The organism is Sorangium sp. KYC3313 (assembly GCF_052075895.1).
GTDB lineage: Bacteria > Myxococcota_A > Polyangia > Polyangiales > Polyangiaceae > Sorangium > Sorangium cellulosum_B.
Window position 1 is genome coordinate 3,776,665 of record NZ_CP197255.1, and the last position, 16,582, is coordinate 3,793,246.

Consider the following 16,582-nt stretch of genomic DNA (forward strand, 5'->3'; position numbering starts at 1 on the left):
CGGCGCCTGGAACGACACGCGAACGCCCAGAACCAAGGAGACGCAGCGCATGCGGTTTCGTCCGGATCCCACCTTTTACCCGTCGCCGCGCCTGGCGATGGAGGCGCCGCCCGAGCGGCTGGCCTACGTGACCGCGCTCCACGCGGGCGCCGCGCTGAAGCGCCCGGGCGAGCCGCGCCACGACGCGCTCACGGTCGTCGATCTCGATCCGAGGTCGCCGGCGTACGGCACCCTGGTCTCGGTCAACGAGCTGCCGACCTACGGCGACGAGCTGCACCATTCCGGCTGGAACGCGTGCAGCGCCGCCCTGTGCCCCTACGCGCCGCACCCCCACGTCGAGCGCCGCTTTCTCCTGCTGCCGGCGCTCCGCTCGTCGAACATCTTCGTCTTCGACGTCAAGCCGGACCCGCGCCGCCCCGAGCTCGTCCACACGGTGCGCGCCGAGGAGATCGCGAAGCGGGCCGGCTACTCTCGCCCGCACACGCTGCACTGCGGCCCCGACGGCATCTACGTGAGCGCGCTCGGCGGCCCGGACGGCGACGGGCCCGGGGGCATCTTCGTGCTCGACTGCGAGAGCTTCGATGTGCTCGGCCGATGGGAGATCGATCGCGGGCCGCAGTTCCTCCACTACGACTTCTGGTGGCACCTCGGCCACGACACCCTCCTCACGAGCGAGTGGGGGACGCCGAAGATGATCGAGGACGGCGTGAATCCGGAGCTCCTGCTCGGCAAGAAGTACGGTCACAGCGTTCATGTATGGGACCTGCGGAAACGCAAGCACCTCCAGGCGCTGGATCTCGGCGACGAGCACCAGATGGCGCTGGAGCTCCGCCCCGCCCACGACCCGACCAAGGCCTATGGCTTCGTCGGCGTCGTCGTGAGCGTCAAGGACCTCTCCGCCTCGATCTGGCTCTGGCATCGCGACGGCGACCGGTGGGCGATCCGCAAGGTGATCGAGGTGCCGGCCGAGCCCGCGGATCCCGACCTCTTGCCGCCGCTGCTCAAGGGCTTCAAGGCGGTGCCGCCGCTGATCACGGACATCAACCTCTCCCTCGACGACCGGTTCCTCTACGTGTCTTGCTGGGGCACAGGCGAGCTCCGCCAGTACGATGTATCGGACCCGTTCCACCCGAAGCTGGTCGGCTCGGTGCACCTCGGCGGCATCGTGCGACGGGCGGCGCATCCCCGCTCCGGGCCGCTGCGGGGCGGGCCGCAGATGGTCGAGGTGAGCCGCGACGGCCGGCGCGTTTACTTCACCAACTCGCTGTATGCGTCGTGGGACGAGCAGTTCTATCCCGAGGGCGTCGGCGGCTGGATGGCCAAGATCGATGTGGCGGCGGGCGGGGGCCTCTCGGTCGATCCCGAGTTCTTCGTCGATTTCGGCCCGCTGCGCCCTCACCAGGTGCGGCTCGAGGGGGGCGACGCGTCGTCCGACTCGTTCTGCTACCCCTAGCCGGCCATGATGCCCTGGCTCACGCTGGCGCTCCTCGGCGCCTATCACGGCATCAACCCTGGCATGGGCTGGCTGTTCGCGGTCGCCCTGGGCCTGCAGGAGAAGAGCAGCGGCGCGGTGCGGCGGGCGCTCGTCCCGATCGCGCTCGGCCACGCGGCGTCGATCGGCCTCACGGTCGCGCTGCTCGGGGTCGGGCTCGCGAGCGTCCCCGCCGCGGCGCTCCGGTGGCTCACGGCGGCCGCGCTCGTCGCGTTCGGCGTGCTCAAGCTGGTGAGGCCGCGCCACCCGAGGTGGGTCGGGATGCGCGTCGGCTTCCTCGACCTGACCTGGTGGTCCTTCCTGATGGCCACCGCGCACGGCGCGGGGCTCATGCTGCTCCCGGTCTTCCTGCTCGGCGCCGAGAGCCCTGCTCCGTGCCACGGCGGCGGGTGCCACAACGCGGCTGGCCTGTCGCTCGCGAGCCCGCTGGGCTACCTCGCCGCGGTCCTCGTCCACACGGCCGCCATGATGGGAGCGGCGGCCGCGGTCGCGCTCGTGGTCTATCACAAGCTCGGCGTCGCCATCCTTCGCACCGCCTGGTTCAACCTCGATCGGGCCTGGGCCGTCGCGCTCATCGGGGCCGGCGTCATCGCGGTGCTGCTCTGACGTCCGCTGTGACGGGCGACCGGGCGACGGCCCGGCTCCCGAGCTCGCCGACACCCCGCTTGAACGCGGGCCGCCTCGTGTACCTCCTCCCCAACCTGATCACGCTGTCCTCGGTCTTCTGCGGCTTCGACGCGGTACGGCTCTCGGCCTCCGCGCGGTCCGACGACGACCTCCAGCGCGCCGCGCTCCTCATCCTCCTCGCGATGCTCGCCGACACGCTGGATGGCCGCGTCGCGCGAATGACCCGGACCGAGAGCGCGTTCGGCGCCCAGCTCGACTCGCTGGCCGATCTCGTCTCCTTCGGCGTGGCCCCGGCGCTGCTCGTGTATCAATGGTCGCTCCACCGCCTCGGTCTCGCCGGCGTGCTCGGCGGGTCCGTGTTCGCCGCGTGCGGCGCGATCCGGCTCGCCCGCTTCAACGTCCTCTCCATGGGCGAGGCGGGCGGTCCGCCGTCGCCCCCGAGGTACATCGTGGGCCTCCCTGTCACGGGCGCCGCGGGGGTCCTGATAGCGATCGTCATGACCCGCCGCGGCGCGGGCGGGCAGCTCGGCGGCGCCGGCGTCGCGCCGGCGGTCCTCGCGACGACGCTGCTCGTCTCGATGCTGATGGTGTCGACGCTCCGGTTCCGCTCGTTCAAGGATCTCCGGCCGGGCCCCCGCACGCTGCTGGCCACCGCGCTCGCGCTCGGATCGAGCGCGCTCCTCTCCTTCCGCTGGGGGCTCGCGCCCGTCCTCGCCTGGGGGCTCGGCGTCTATGTCCTGCTCGGCGTCGTCGAGTCGCTCTGGCGGCTCCCGGCGCTGCGGCGCGGCGCTCCGGCTGCGCGCGATGCACACGATGCGCGCGCCCGGGGAGGCGACGAGCGGCCGTAGCGCGGCCCGCCGATCACGGCCTCCCCGACTGCCAGTACCCGTTCCCCTGCTGCTTCCACCACTTCACCTCGGCGTTCGGGGCCCCCGGCCACGCGCGATAGGTGTAGATCCCGTCGTCCAGGAGACAGATCGGGTCCTGGTGCTCGTGGCTCAAGCAGACCTTCCCGGGCCCTCTGTCGTACTCGAGGTAGTAATCCACCTGTTCGGGGTCCTGTAGCCCATCACGCCAGATATTTTTCGTTCGTGCCTCCCATCTGCCCATCGACACATAGGTGAACGTTCGATGGGTGGTCCCGGTGACCCCCCCGGCCCGGGTGGTCGGCCCGGAATACGCATAGATCATCATCTGCGCATAGGCGGCCGCCGACGTGAGCGACACGACGGCCAGGGTAGCGAGACCGCGGCGTAGCCTGCTCATGGATCACCCCTCCTGCCATTGAGAGAACGATGCTCGCCTCGAGCGATCGGCTGGGCGTCAGGTTCTCCTCCGGCCTTGACGCGCTCCACCATCTGGAGCCCTGGCGCTGACCGTCAACCCTGTGTACCTGCCTGTGGGGTAGGACCGCTCGCGCGATCGCGAGCAGGCTCGTGCTGGCGGCGCACGCGGCGCTTCAGCGCTCGACCTCGATGGGCTGTCGCGGAGATCTGGAGCGAAGGAGCTGGTTGGCCGCTCGGCGGGACCAGCCCGATCGACTCCTCTGCAAACGCTGGTTCAGGGGCGGCCACGGGTGACGACGAGCTGGGGCCAGCGGGGCGCTCCACGGGCGGTGCCCGTGCCCCCGCCGCTGCCGCCGGCCCCGCCGCTGCTGCCGGCGCCGTCGCCGCCGCTGCTGCTGGCGCCGCCGCCGCTGCTGCCGGCGCCGCCGCCGCCGGCCTCGCCGCCGCCGCCGGGGACCAGGAAGTCGCGCACCACGCCCATGTGCTGCATGTTCGAGGCGCCGCTGTCCGACGAGAGCGCGGGGCTGATCTCGGAGAGCGGCGAGTAGACGCGCGTGTCCGCCACCAGGCCGTTCGCGAAGCTGCTCCCGCCGAGCACGACGGCCGTCTCGTACGCCTCCAGGTCGCCGTCGACGAGCACCCAGTCGTAGGGCTTCGTCCTGCCGGCGTTGGTGTTCGCGTTCCCGTTCACGTCGGCGGGATAGGGCCCGGCCGTGACGACGACGTCCGAGAGGCTCGAGACGCACGCCTCGGTCCGGCTCCCCGTGTTGAAGTCGCCGCCGATCACCAGGTAATCGCCCTGGGCGACGTTCGCCGCGATGAACGAGGCGAGGTTCTGCGCCTCCGTGTTGCGCGCCGCCGCGCTGGACGTCAGGAGGTGGACGCTGATCGCGAACACGTGGCCAGGGCCGGGGATATCGATGCGCGCCCACGCGAAGTCCCGGTTGCTCACCGACGTGTCGTCCCACTCGCCGGACGCCACGATCGGCCACCGGCTCACGATCCCGTTCGGGATCTGCGCCCCGCTCTCGCGGTAGTAGCTGAACCCGGCGCCGAACGTCGCGTCCACGAAGGCGCGGAGCTCGGAGGTGGTATTGCCGCCGTAGTTGAACTCTTGCAGCAAAGCGATGTCTGGCTTGATTCCCTGCAGGATGCGCTTGCCGTGCCCGGGATCGTAGCTCTGGTGGTTGCCGCTCGTGATGTTGGCGGCCATGAGCCGGACGCGCGTCGACAGCGCGTCGCTGTGCTCGCCGAGGAGCTCCGCCTCCGCGCCCTCGTCCACGTCGAGCGGCGGATCGGCCGCGCACGCGGCCATGGCGAGCGCCGAGGCGAGCAGAGACAGCCGAACCCATAAGGATCGCTTCAAGCGGGAAGACGTCGATCGCATCGCGCTGCACCAGACCTTTCCGGGGATCGTCTCCTGAAGCACCCCTCGAATTTCCTGGGAAAATTCGCAGGGAGGCGGGGAGTGAAATACCACCGATCTCCCCGTCTCCCCGCCTCCCTGTTGAATTCTTCTCTGAAAATGCGAGCAAAACGAGGGGGGGTGTCAGGAGCGTCTCATGACAGCACGGAACGAGGGCGCGACGGTGTCGCGTTCGTCCCTGTTTCATGCAGTGATGATGCCGTTCCGGTCACGGACGGACGACACCCGACGTCCAGCGCCCTGGTCGGCTCAGCGGCTCGCCATCGCGAACGCGATCCCGCTCTGGAGGGAGCTCTTCACCGCGCAGCGGCCCATGTCCGCGCCGCGCTCGGCGAGGCGCTGGGCGACCTCGGGGCGGATCCCCGTGAGGACCACCCGCGCGCCGAGGAGGCCCGCGACCCGCACCGCCTCGAGCAGCGCTTCCATCGCCGGCCGATCGATCTCGTCCACGCCGGTCAGGTCGATGATGGCGATCCGCGTGCGGCGGTTCGCGATGCCGCGCGACAGCGCCTCGATCATGCGGCGCACCCGCCCGGCCTCGAGCGGGCCGATGAGCGGCACGACCACCACGTCGTCGCGGATGGGGATGAGCGGCACGGACAGCTTCGCCAGCGCGTCGTCCTGGGCCTTGATCACCTCCTCCTGCAGCCGCGCGCGCTCCTCCTCGGCGCGCTTGCGCTCCGTCAGATCGATGCCGGTCATGATGACGAACCGGACCCTCTCGTCCCTGCCGCGCAGGACGGCGCCCGACCACGCCGTCACCCGGCGGGCGCCGTCTGCAGCCGTCCACGGCACCTCCACCTGCCTCTTCGACCCGCCCGCGCCGAGCTGCTCGAAGAGGCCTTTGAGCTGCGCCGACGCGCGCGGATCGGGCGTGAGATCCCAGAGGAACCGGGCCTCCCGGAGCCCCCGCGCGCTCCCCAGCGCCTGCTCGGCGGCGCTGTTCATGCGGACGATGCGGCCGCGCGCGTCGAGCACCACGATGAGGCCGTCGACGAGATCCATGACGGCCGCCATGAAGTCCCGCTCCCTGCTCAGCATCTCCTGCCCGTGCTTGCGCTCGAAGATGCGGCCGAGCTGCCGCGCGATGCGGCCGATGGTCGCCGTGAACTTCCCGTCGTCCGCGTGCTCGGCGTCGGAGAAGAACTCCAGCACGGCCACGACGTCCGCGCCGACGACCACGGGGAACGCGAACCCCGCCTTCACGCCCAGGTTCCTCGCGAGCCGGGCGCGCGGGAAATTGGCGTCCACCGTGACGTTGCGCACCCACGCCGGCTGCTTCGAGGCGAGCACCCTCCCGGGAAGACCGAGCCCCGCGGTGAACTGTGTCGCTTCCGTGACAGCCTTGAAGGTCGCGAACTTTGCTTCATCGCTCAGGTGCCAGAGCGCCGTGGGAAGGAGCAGAGACGGATCGTCCGCGGCCGGCACGTACGCATGCCCGACCGGCCAGCCGAGGTGATTGCAGATGTGCGTGATGGTGCGATGCAGCGCCTCGTCGACGCTCGCTGCCTCGTGGACGTCGACGGTGACCACCCGGAGCAGGTCCACGAGCGACCGCTCATCCGTCAGGACATTGTCGAGCCTCAATCGGGCTCGCGCCGCCAGTTCATCCGAGCGTTTGAGGGGGCAAGTCATGCATGAAGCCGTAACATGCGCCATGTATCGAATCCGTTTCGATGCGGCGTCGTCCTCGGTCCGCTCGTTCCGCTTGTTCCGCTCGTTTGCCATTGACCGGCGCGGCGCGCTCGGCCGAGTCATCCGAGTCGTCGCTGGACGGTGGTGCGCTCTTCCCCTTAAGGTGTCGACTGCCGCGGCGAGGCGGCGTGCGCGGGCGCGCGGGGCCGTGAAGCAGGCGACGGCCGCGGCGTCCTCTCCGGCTTCTGCTCCAGGCTCTGACGGCTTCTGACGGACAAGGATGATGATGCTCTCGAACTGTCTTCGCCGGTGTGCGTTCGTTGTGACGTTGCTGGCCGCCGTGCCGGCGCTCGGGGCGCCTCCGCCGGACGGCGCCGCGGCCGAGGCGCAGCAGGCCGCCCGGACCAAGGCGCACGAGGGGCTCAAGCTGTACGGCGCGGACCGCTGGCAGGAGGCGTTCGACGTCTTCCAGGAGGCGGATCGGCTCTTTCATGCGCCGACGCTGGTGCTCTACATGGCGCGGTGCCAGCGCAAGCTCGGCCGCCTGGAGGCCGCGCGCGACCTGTACGAGCAGGTCCTCGGCGAGCCGCTCCCGGAGGATCCGCCGACCGCGTTCCTCGAGGCGCGGAAGGACGCCGAGACCGAGCTCGCGGGCGTGCGCGCCGCGCTGGACACGGCCGCGGTGAAGGCGCCCCCCCGCGCCGAGCCCGCGGCGCCGGTCGCGGCGGAGGGCGGCGGCTCGCTGGTCCCCGCCGGCGTCGCGTTCGGGCTCGGGGCGGTGGGCATCGGCGTGGGCGCCGTGACCGGCCTCATGTCGCTGTCGCAGGTCTCGGACATCAGGTCGGCCTGCGAGGGCCGGCGCTGCCCGGCCGAGCTGCAAGGCGACGCGGACGCAGCGACCACGCTGGGCCACGTGTCCACGGTGAGCTTCGTCGTGGGCGCGGCGGCGGCCGCGGCGGGCGTCGTGCTGCTCGTGGTCCGGCCCGGCGGCGGCAGCGCGTCCGAGGCCGCCGGCGCGCCTGCAGCCGCGGGCGCGCCGCCGCGAGCGCCGCGCGGCGTGGTCTGGAGCGCCGGGGTGGGCCTCGGGCGGATCGAGCTCCAGGGGAAGTTCTGAACCATGTCGTCGCGGATGGTCAGGCCCTGCGCGACGGCGCGATCCTCGACGTTGTCGAGATCGCAGCGGTGGTCCAGGGACTCTCTCCCTGCCGTGTGTCGGTATCGCATCGCGCGCGCCGTCGTGTCGCGCGCACATGGCTCCCCATCTCGGGGGCGGCCGAGCCGCGTGTCGATGGCGAGCCGCACCTCGAGGCGAGTCAGCGTCGCCCCGCTGCAACAGGGATCGCCGCCGCCGAGAGCAATGTCCTCGTTTCGCGCTGGTGCCGGTCAGATCATGTGTTGAGTGACGATCTGTAAAGACACTTTAATAAGCGTGATGTCGCGAGCGTGGCGCAAGGTAGCGAGGTCGGGGCGCGCGCCGGCGCGCCCGCTCTTCCGGCGGGGCGAGGGCGATCCGGGCGCCCTCCGCGCTCGGTCGGCTGCGCCGCTCGGGTCGCTGCGAGCGCACCTCGGCCGCGCTCTCTGGTAGCGTGGGCCCGTGCAGCCTCGCGCCACCGCCTGCCGCGTCCCTCCTGCGATCGTCCTCGGGGCGGCCGTCGCCCTCCTCGCCCCGGCCTCGGCGAAGGCCGCGGATCCGGCGCCCGCCGTCGTGATCGACCTCGGGGGGGTGCCGCTCGATCTCGTGCTGGTGAAGGGGGGGCGCTTCCGCCAGGGCTCGCCGCCCGCGGAGGCCGGGCGCGGCGACGACGAGGCGGTCCGGGACGTGACCGTCGGCCGCGACTTCTACCTGGGGAAGTTCCCGGTCACGGTCGGGCAGTTCGCGCGCTTCGCCGCGGAGACCGGCTACCGCACCGAGGCCGAGGTCGGCGCCTCCGGCGGGTTCGGGTTCGACGGCAAGGGCCTCTCGCAGCGCAAGGAGTTCACCTGGAGGACTCCCGGCTTCCCGCAGACCGACGTGCACCCGGTGACGCTGGTGACCTTCAAGGACGCGGGCGAGTTCACCCGCTGGCTGACGCAGAAGACAGGCCGCGCCTTCGACCTGCCGACGGAGGCGCAATGGGAGTACGCCGACCGCGCGGGGACCCAGACGCGGTTCTACGCGGGCGACGCCGACAGCGCCGCGGCCGCCATCGGGTGGTTCAAGGGCAACGCGGGGAGCGGGACGAGGCCTGTCGGGCAGAAGCAGCCGAACGCCTTCGGCCTGCACGACATGAGCGGCAATGTCTACGAGTGGTGTCGCGACTGGTACGGACCCTATGCGCCCGGCCCGGCGGTCGACCCCGAGCAGAAGGCGCCCCCGGCCGGCGACAAGCCCCGCCGCGTGCTGCGCGGCGGGTCGTGGCTCAAGGACGCGAAGCACCTGCGCGCCGCGGCGCGGTACCGCAACGACCCCGGCAGCCGCAACGCGGACAACGGCTTCCGCGTGGTCGCCGCGCTCTCGGCGAGCGCCCCTGCCGCGGCGCCCGGGCCGACCCCGCCGCCGGCGGCGGCCGCGCAGGCGCCGCGCTCGAGCTCCTGGTCGACCGCGGCGACGGTGGGGTTCGTCGGCGGCGGCCTCGTCCTGGCGAGCGCCGTCATCGGCCTCATCGGCCTGCTCGTGCACCGCGCGGCCGGCCGCAAGCCGATGGCCGGGGCGCCGCCCGGCGTGACGTTCCGGCCGCAGGGCGACGGCTTCTGGCTGCACGCGCCCCCGCACCTGCACGGGTTGATGCTCCACTACCGCTGCCTCGTGAAGGGCGCGATGCGGCGCGCCTCGGTCCCGATCGAGCCGGGGCCGCGCGGGCAGTTCGTCTACACGGGCGGCGTCCCGTACGCCGTGGAGGTGGAGCAGATCGGCGCGGCCGCGTGGGCCGCGCCGCGCGCGGCCGGGTGGGCCGCGGTGCCGTCCGCCGCGCCGCGCGCGGCCGCCGGGCGGCACCGGTCGAGGGACCGCATCTCGAGCGCGCCGGACGTGGCCGCCGCGCCGTTCCGCGGCTATCCGTCGGCCTACTGAGCCGCGCCGCGCGATCTTCGCACGTTTCGCACGTTTCGCATGTTTCGCATGTCTCGCATGTTCCGCAGCTCCCGCATGCGCCGCCCGCTCTGCGCCGTCTTCGCCGAAGCGCCCGCGCACCGCGCCCGCGCCGGCCGCACGCTGCGCGCGCTCCGGCTCGCCGGGCTCGCGCCGGTCGACCTCACGGCGGCGCCGCTCGCGGCCGCGGCGGAGGCGCTCGCGGCGGGGCCGGTGTGGCTCGTGCGCGGGGGCGCCTGGCCTGCGCCCTCCGCGGCGCTCGAGCCGGACCCGTTCCCGCCGCCGAGCGACACAGGGCTGCCGCTCTGCGCGCTCGGCGCCGTCCTTGCGCCGATCGATCTGCCGGCGGCCGTCCCTGCGCGCGCCGATGCCACGGCGTGGGCCGACGCCGACGCCACGGCGTGGGCCGAGCTGCTGCGGGCCACGGGCGGCGAGCTGAGCCGCGCCGCGCGCGCCCGCCGCGCGCCGGGGCTGCCCCGCGCGGCGAGCGTGTACCTCGACGGGGCGCTCGCCGCGGGCGTCGCGGCGCGGCTCGGCGCGGGCGAGCCGCTCGACGCCGCGCTCCAGGGCGAGCTCGGGGCGCGGCGGGCGCGCGTGGTGCGGCACGCGCCGCTCGACGTGTGCGACGACGACGCGCCGCGGGTCGCGCAGGTGGTGACCAGCCTGCAGCAGGGGGGCGCCGAGCGGATCGCGATCGACCTCGCGAGGGAGCTGCCGCGACGCGGCGTGCGCTCGCTCGTCTGCGCGGTGTACCGGCCGACCCGCGCCACGTTCGCCGCGCCGCCGGGGGCGCTCGATCTGTCCGATGCGCGCGGCGACCGGGAGGCGCGCTTCGACGCGCTCGCCCGCGGGCTCGCCGCGTGGGGCGCGGATCTCGCGCACGCGCACCTGTTCGACGCCGAGGACCTCGCGCGGCTGTCCGCGCGCGGGTACCGCCCGCTCGTCACGGTGCACAACGTGGCTGCAGGCTGGCCGGCGGGCCTCGATCGCCTCGCGCCGGACGACGCGGCGCTGCTCGTTGCGTGCGCGCGCGCGGTCGAGGCGGAGCTCGCGGAGCGCGCGCTGCCGATCCCGGCGCGCACGGTCTGGAACGGCATCGACCTCGCGCCTGCGGAGGCGGCGCGCCGGGCCGAGGCGGCGGAGGCGCGTCGGTCCGGGTCGGGGGAGGCGGCGTGTCGGTCCGGAGGGGCGGAGGCGGCGCGCCGATCCCGGTCGGCGGAGGCCGCGGCGTGGCGGAGGCGCCTCGAGATCGCGCCGGACGACCTCGTCCTGCTCGCCGTGGCGAACCCGCGGCCGCAGAAGCGGCTGCACCTGCTGCCTGGAATCCTCGAGGCCACGCGGGCCGCGCTGGCGGCGGCCGGCGACCCGCGGGCGGCTCGGCTCGTCGTCGCCGGGAGCGCCTCGCCGGGCAGCGAGCAGGCGCTGGCCGCGGAGGCGGAGATCCGGCGCGAGGTCGACCGGCTCGGCCTGCGCGCCGAGGTGCGCTTCGCGGGGGCGGTCGGCGACGTCGCCGGGCTGCTCGCGGCGGCCGACGTCCTCGTGTCGCCGAGCGCCCACGAGGGGCTGAGCCTCGCGCACCTGGAGGCGCTCGCGGCGGGCCTTTCGGTCGTCGCGACCGGCGTCGGTGGCACCGCGGAGATCGCGGCCGAGACGCCGGCGATGGTCCACCTGCCGCTGGATGCCGCGCCCGAGCGGTTCGCCGGGGCGATCGTCGCGGCGGCGCGCGCCGGCGCCGCGGGGGAGGCGCGCGACGCGCCGACGAGCGGCCGGGACGTCGTGGCGGAGGCGCGCGCCGGTGCAGGGTCGCCGAGCGGCCGGGAGGTCGTGGCGCGGCACTTCAGCCTCGCGCGGATGGCCGAGGGCTACGCGCGGCTCTACCCGCGGGCGATCGCGCGCAACCGCGGCCTGCGCCGGCGAGACGGGCTGCTCCTCGTCACGAACAACTTCTCGATGGGCGGGGCCCAGTCGAGCGCGCGCCGGCTGCTGCTCGGCCTCGCGGCGGCCGGCGTGCGCGGCCGGGCGGCCGTGATCGAGGAGCAGCCGGAGTACCCGACGCCGGGGCGGCGCGCGCTCGCGGCCGCGGGCATTCCGGTGCTGGCGGTGCCGCCGCCGGCCGACATCGAGCCGGCCGAGGCGGTGGAGCGCCTGCTGCGCGCGATCGAGGAGGACCCGCCGGAGGCCGTGCTGATGTGGAACCTGATCGCCGAGCACAAGGTGCTCCTGGCCGACGGGCTGCTCGACGTACCGCTCTTCGACGTCAGCCCGGGCGAGATGTACTTCGCCTCGCTGCGCCGGTATTTCGCGTCGCCGCGCCGCGGGCTGCCGTACCGCGCGCCGCGCGAGTATGGCGCTCGCCTCGCGGGGGTGATCGTCAAGTACGGGGCCGAGGCGGCGCTCGCCGCCGAGGTGCTCGGGGCGCCGGCGCACGTGGTGCCGAACGGCGTGGCGCTCGGCCCGCGCCCGATGGCGGCGCCGCGCTCGACGCCGCCCGAGCCGCGCGCGTCCGGCGGCGAGCGCGCGTTGCTCGCGATCGGGACGGCCGCGCGCATCCACCCGCACAAGAAGCTCGACGAGCTCCTCGCGGCGCTGCGCCTCGCGGCGCCGCGCCTGCCGCCGCACGTGCTGCGCATCGCGGGCGGCGTGGAGCGCGGCGCCGAGGCGCACGCCGAGGAGCTGCGGCGGATGGCGGCGGGGCTGTCGGTCGAGTGGGTCGGCGAGCTCGCCGACACGCGCGCGTTCCTGCGCGAGCTCGACATGTTCGCGCTGATCGCCGAGCCCGCCGGGTGCCCGAACGCGTCGCTGGAGGCGATGGCCGAGGGGCTGCCGGTGGTGGCCACGGCGGTCGGCGGCATGTCCGAGCAGGTGGACGACGGCGTGACGGGCCGCCTGGTGCCGCCGGGCGACGCGGAGGCCCTCGCCGCAGCGCTCGTGGAGCTGGGCGCCGATCTGGCGCGACAGGCGCGCATGGGGGCGGCGGGGTGGGAGCGCGCGCGGGAGCGGTTCTCGTTGGAGAGGATGGTCGCCGATTACGCGGGCGTGTGCCTTGGCGGGCGGAAGGCGTCCCCGTGGTAAGGTCGCTGCGTGTCGCTCACCTCGTTCAGCGTCGAAGGCTACCGTTCGTTCGTCCGTCGCACGCCCATCGAGCTGCGTCCGTTGACGCTCCTCTTCGGCTACAACAGCGCCGGCAAGAGCGCGCTCGTGCGGGCGCTGCCCCTCTTGTCCGCGTCGTCCGGCGGCGCGAACGTGGGCCCGCTGGCGCTCACGGCCGAGGGCATGCGCGAGCCGACGTACGCGGATATCGCGACGCGGCTCTCATCACGCAACAAGCTCGTCTTCGGTCTGGCCTGGGATGACGACGAGCTGCCAGTGCGCGCCATTGAGATCTCGCTGCGCGAGGACGACAAGCGACACCTGGTCAGCGAGCTCTTCGCCCGCGGCGCGGACGGCGCCGAGCTCCTCCATGCCATCGATGTTCCCGAAGAACCGGGCCGGTATGAGATCACGGCTCCTGGAAGCCCGCCGCTGACAGTCACGCTCTCGTTCAAAGATCTCCGGCCTGTGCTGTCGGGGCAAGGCGCCGCATCTTCCGTCCCCGGCGATGTCCGATTGGTACTCGGCCAGTGCTGGCAGCGATTGGAGTCATTGCAGGAGTCGGTGCACTGGCTGGGCGCGGTGCGCGCGGCGCCTGAGCGTCGTGGGGTTTACCAGGGCGAGCCGGTGCGGCTCGGGAGCAGTGGTAAAGAGGCGGCGGCAAAGCTCGCTTATGACGCGCGGGGCAGGAAAATCATCCTGCCCCGCGTCTCGGCGGTGTTGCGCGAGATGTTCGGTCAAGCCATCGACGTTCGCGACAGCGGAGCGGAGTTCGCCATCGAGCTCGAGCCCGTCGAAGGGGCGCCGCTGCGGATCTCGATCGTCGATGTCGGAGAGGGGGTCAGTCAGGTCCTGCCGGTGCTGGTGCTCGGTGCGATGGCCGCCGTGGGCGATCTCCCCCCGGGCGCCGTTCTCGCCATCGAGCAGCCGGAAATGCACCTCCACCCGCGGGCCGAGCGGGCGCTGGCCGAGTTCTTCGGTGAGGTGATCAAGGCGCCGTCCCACCCGAGGCTTCTGATCGAGACCCACTCAGAGAACCTGCTACTCTTCGTGCAACTGCTGATCGCACAAGGCGAACTCGATCCCAAGGATGTTTCCATCCTCTGGCTCGAGAGTTTGCCCAACGGGGAGTCCGACTGCCGCGGGATCGCGCTGGACGCTCGGGGGCGGCCGAAAGACTGGCCGGCGGGGGTCTTCTCCGAGGACGCGAAGATAGCGCGCGAGCTCTTCCTGGCGCGGAGGGGCGTACCGTCATGATGGTGCTGCTCGACGCAGAGCTCTTTGTCGGCACATCGACCGCGGATCTGATGGTGCTGCTATGGCTTGGCGCGACTCAACGGCACAGGATCGTCGTGCGCGACGACCAAGCGACGGCGTACACGGCCTGGCTCGCGGGCCTGGACGAGGCGACGCGCGCAGACTGGGAACGCGTTGTCGGGGACGGTCTCCGCCAGAGCGAGCTGGAACCATCTTATCATGAGGTCTGGGTAACGGCGCGCGGGGAGTCGACGTGGTCCTACCCGCATCCGATACTGACATTCGGCGACGCGATCGATTTCCTCCAGCGTCCCTATCGAGTCCTCCTGGAGAACGGTCTAACAGACCGCGCCTTCCTCTTGAGCATGTGCGACCGCGCGACGCGTGAGTTCCTGGAAGAGCGGATCTCTCGGGAGTGGGTCGAGGCGGAGCACTGCGGAGGGCTCGGCGAGCTCGAAAAACGGGTGAAGAAGGTCCGGGGGCACGTCGCGACGCGGATGCGCTCCTCGGCCATGTTCGACAGCGATGCGATGCGGCCAGGAGCGCCGAGCCCGAAGTCGGAGGTCGTCCGGAACCTTTGCTATCCCGACGTGCACCACCACCAGCTCGAGCGCCGGGCCATCGAGAACTATCTGCCGCGTGCCGCGCTCGAACGGTGGTGCCAGCTAGCGCAGGGGCGAACGCGGGACAAGCGCAAGGCCCAGGTTGAGGCGCTCTTCGCGCTCCGGGACGACCAGCGCGCACACTACAATATGAAGGAGGGCTTCGAAAAAGACCTGCCGAACGTCCATCGGGCAGGCGAGCTGTTCGCTGTCATCTCGGGCGATACGCGCCGATTGCTTCATCATGGATTGGATGTGCATATCGCCAATTTGTACCGAGACGGTCACGTCCATTTTCATGAGCTGGAGCGCGCGGCAGTCGTGGCCCACGTGCAGCAATTCGCTCGGGAAATCGTCGAGCGGATCCGGTGAGGGAATCATGACGGTACGAGAGTCACTGGCCGGGTTCTATAGCGAACCGCAGATCCGGTACCTACCGCAGGTGCTTGAAGAGATCGGCAGCGGCCAAATTGTTATCCCCAAGTTTCAGCGTCCGCTCGTGTGGCCCAAGGAGATGAGGCTTGCGTTGCTCGACAGCATTCTGGAAGGAATTCCGATCGGCACGGTCATGCTCTGGCGAACGCGCTCCGGCGAGATGTCAGTGAAAGAGCGCCTTGGCCCGTTTCTGTTGCCCATGGCGGACAGGAGTGCGCCTGTACGCCAATATTTGCTCGACGGGGAGCAGAGGCTCACGACGCTGTACTTCGCGCTCATCGGCGCCCAAAAGTTGGCGCAAGACAGCGACGAGACGAACGAGCCCCCGGAGGCGTTTCAGGTATATTACGATCTGCGCGTTAAGGTGTTTGTTACGCGGCAGGATCTCGGGGCGGTGCTCCCACACCATCTCCCACTCACGGATATGCTTCAGGGGGCTCGCTTGGTCAAGTTTCAGCGAAATCTGGTCGGTGAGAGGCGTGCCGGCAAGAGGGAACAAGAGAACTATGCCGATGCGGATGACCTCGTTAGCTTATCAGATGAGGTCGCTGACGCGTTTCGTCAGTATAAATTTCCGACGGTCCCCGTGACGTCGGAGAACGTCGAGCTCGTAACGCGGACCTTTCAGCGCGTGAATAGCCAACACGTTACGATGAGCGAAGTTCATATGGTGAATGCGCTCACGTGGTCCTCGAGCTTCGACCTGCTCGATCGTCTGCAGGAGATGAAGCAGGGATCTCTCGCCGAGCTCGGATGGGACGAGATCGATGAGCAGACTATTCTCCGGGTTTGCAAGATTGCGCTCGGAGTCGCCATCTACGATGACGACTCCGAGGCGGTAGGAAAGGCGCTCAAGAAGCAGCCCGACATCCTGGGAGAAGTCGAAGCCCATCTCTGTCACGCCGCGCGGTTCCTCAGGACGAAGTGTTCGATCTGGGCTCCGGATCTGGTCCCCTACACTGCCCAGATCGTCCTCCTCGCGGCAGCGTTCCGAGAGAGGCCAGAGCCGGATGCGGACGTGCTCGAACGTCTTCGTGACTGGCTCTGGTTGACCACCTACACCGAGATGTTCCAGCGGCAGATGAGCGAGTCCCGGTTCTCGCAGCTCCTCGACGACGTTCGCGCGCTGGCCACCGGGGAGATGCTCGCGCAGCCGCCTGGCAAGGCGCCAACCAAGCGTCCGCTGCCGCGCTTCGACTTTCGTCATGCGCGTGCGCGCGGCGTGGCCCTGTTGATGGCCAGGTACAAACCGCGGGCTCCTTCGGCTCCCTCGGAAGAAGTGACGCGAGCGCATTGCAGCAGGCTTCTTGCGGAGCACCGGAACCGTGCGATGACACAGCTCATCACCTCGGCGCAGGCCAGGAGGCCGGCGGTCTCCGGCAGCCCCGGCGCACGCGTCCTCGTTCGCCCAGAGTCCATTGGTACAATGCGAAGGCTCCTCCAGTCGGCTGAGCGACCGTCCAGCGAGTTTCTCGCCAGCCACATCATCAGCCACGACGCATGCCAGGCGTTCCGTGATGGCGACTATGATACATTCGTCCGGCTGCGTGAAGGCCGCCTCAACGACCTGGAAGACGCGCGCTTTCAGCGCGTGCTCCGGCGTCTTTATCCCACGCCAGGTGGACTGCCGAGCATCTAGTGGCAAGTCCTTGTTGCGGAGCCTGA

Annotated in this window: 12 protein-coding genes; 9 read left to right on the forward strand and 3 right to left on the reverse strand. The window is 71.4% G+C overall.

Annotation, left to right across the window (positions count from 1 at the left end; all coding sequences use genetic code 11):
- The first annotated feature begins 49 nt into the window (after window positions 1–49).
- From ACSRUE_RS14760 to pssA, 3 genes are all read left to right on the forward strand, one after another.
- Complete coding sequence (locus ACSRUE_RS14760) at window positions 50–1,453, forward strand: selenium-binding protein SBP56-related protein (protein ID WP_441291541.1); 1,404 nt, start codon at window positions 50–52, stop codon at window positions 1,451–1,453.
- Between the two features lie 6 nt (window positions 1,454–1,459).
- Window positions 1,460–2,098 (forward strand): hypothetical protein, encoded by a 639-nt coding sequence (locus ACSRUE_RS14765; protein ID WP_437741045.1) that lies wholly within the window; start codon window positions 1,460–1,462, stop codon window positions 2,096–2,098.
- A gap of 77 nt (window positions 2,099–2,175) precedes the next feature.
- Window positions 2,176–2,967 carry a CDP-diacylglycerol--serine O-phosphatidyltransferase gene (gene pssA, locus ACSRUE_RS14770; RefSeq protein WP_441291542.1) on the forward strand — a complete coding sequence of 264 codons (792 nt, stop codon included), beginning with the start codon at window positions 2,176–2,178 and terminating at the stop codon, window positions 2,965–2,967.
- A 13-nt stretch (window positions 2,968–2,980) separates the two neighbouring features.
- Here pssA and ACSRUE_RS14775 read toward each other — a convergent pair whose 3' ends face one another.
- The 3 genes from ACSRUE_RS14775 to ACSRUE_RS14785 all read right to left on the reverse strand — a co-directional run bounded on the left by ACSRUE_RS14775 (window position 2,981) and on the right by ACSRUE_RS14785 (window position 6,379).
- Window positions 2,981–3,166 carry a hypothetical protein gene (locus ACSRUE_RS14775; protein WP_441291543.1) on the reverse strand — a complete coding sequence of 62 codons (186 nt, stop codon included), beginning with the start codon at window positions 3,164–3,166 and terminating at the stop codon, window positions 2,981–2,983.
- 513 nt (window positions 3,167–3,679) lie between these two features.
- Entirely contained in the window at window positions 3,680–4,771 is a 1,092-nt protein-coding gene (locus ACSRUE_RS14780; protein WP_441291544.1) for an endonuclease/exonuclease/phosphatase family protein, read from the reverse strand.
- A gap of 309 nt (window positions 4,772–5,080) precedes the next feature.
- Complete coding sequence (locus ACSRUE_RS14785; protein ID WP_441291545.1) at window positions 5,081–6,379, reverse strand: STAS domain-containing protein; 1,299 nt, start codon at window positions 6,377–6,379, stop codon at window positions 5,081–5,083.
- Between the two features lie 367 nt (window positions 6,380–6,746).
- Here ACSRUE_RS14785 and ACSRUE_RS14790 point away from each other — a divergent pair, with 367 nt between their 5' ends.
- From ACSRUE_RS14790 to ACSRUE_RS14815, 6 genes are all read left to right on the forward strand, one after another.
- Window positions 6,747–7,580 (forward strand): tetratricopeptide repeat protein, encoded by an 834-nt coding sequence (locus tag ACSRUE_RS14790; RefSeq protein ID WP_441291546.1) that lies wholly within the window; start codon window positions 6,747–6,749, stop codon window positions 7,578–7,580.
- 480 nt (window positions 7,581–8,060) lie between these two features.
- Window positions 8,061–9,515, forward strand: coding sequence for a formylglycine-generating enzyme family protein (locus ACSRUE_RS14795; RefSeq protein ID WP_441291547.1), 1,455 nt, complete (start codon window positions 8,061–8,063; stop codon window positions 9,513–9,515).
- A gap of 57 nt (window positions 9,516–9,572) precedes the next feature.
- Window positions 9,573–12,605, forward strand: coding sequence for a glycosyltransferase (locus tag ACSRUE_RS14800; RefSeq protein ID WP_441291548.1), 3,033 nt, complete (start codon window positions 9,573–9,575; stop codon window positions 12,603–12,605).
- 9 nt (window positions 12,606–12,614) lie between these two features.
- Window positions 12,615–13,880 (forward strand): AAA family ATPase, encoded by a 1,266-nt coding sequence (locus ACSRUE_RS14805; RefSeq protein ID WP_441291549.1) that lies wholly within the window; start codon window positions 12,615–12,617, stop codon window positions 13,878–13,880.
- Window positions 13,877–14,854, forward strand: coding sequence for a hypothetical protein (locus tag ACSRUE_RS14810; protein ID WP_441291550.1), 978 nt, complete (start codon window positions 13,877–13,879; stop codon window positions 14,852–14,854). The genes ACSRUE_RS14805 and ACSRUE_RS14810 overlap by 4 nt, the downstream gene beginning before the upstream one ends.
- A gap of 7 nt (window positions 14,855–14,861) precedes the next feature.
- Window positions 14,862–16,556: a DUF262 domain-containing protein gene (locus ACSRUE_RS14815; RefSeq protein ID WP_441291551.1), complete on the forward strand. Its 1,695-nt coding sequence runs from the start codon at window positions 14,862–14,864 to the stop codon at window positions 16,554–16,556.
- Window positions 16,557–16,582 lie beyond the last annotated feature (26 nt).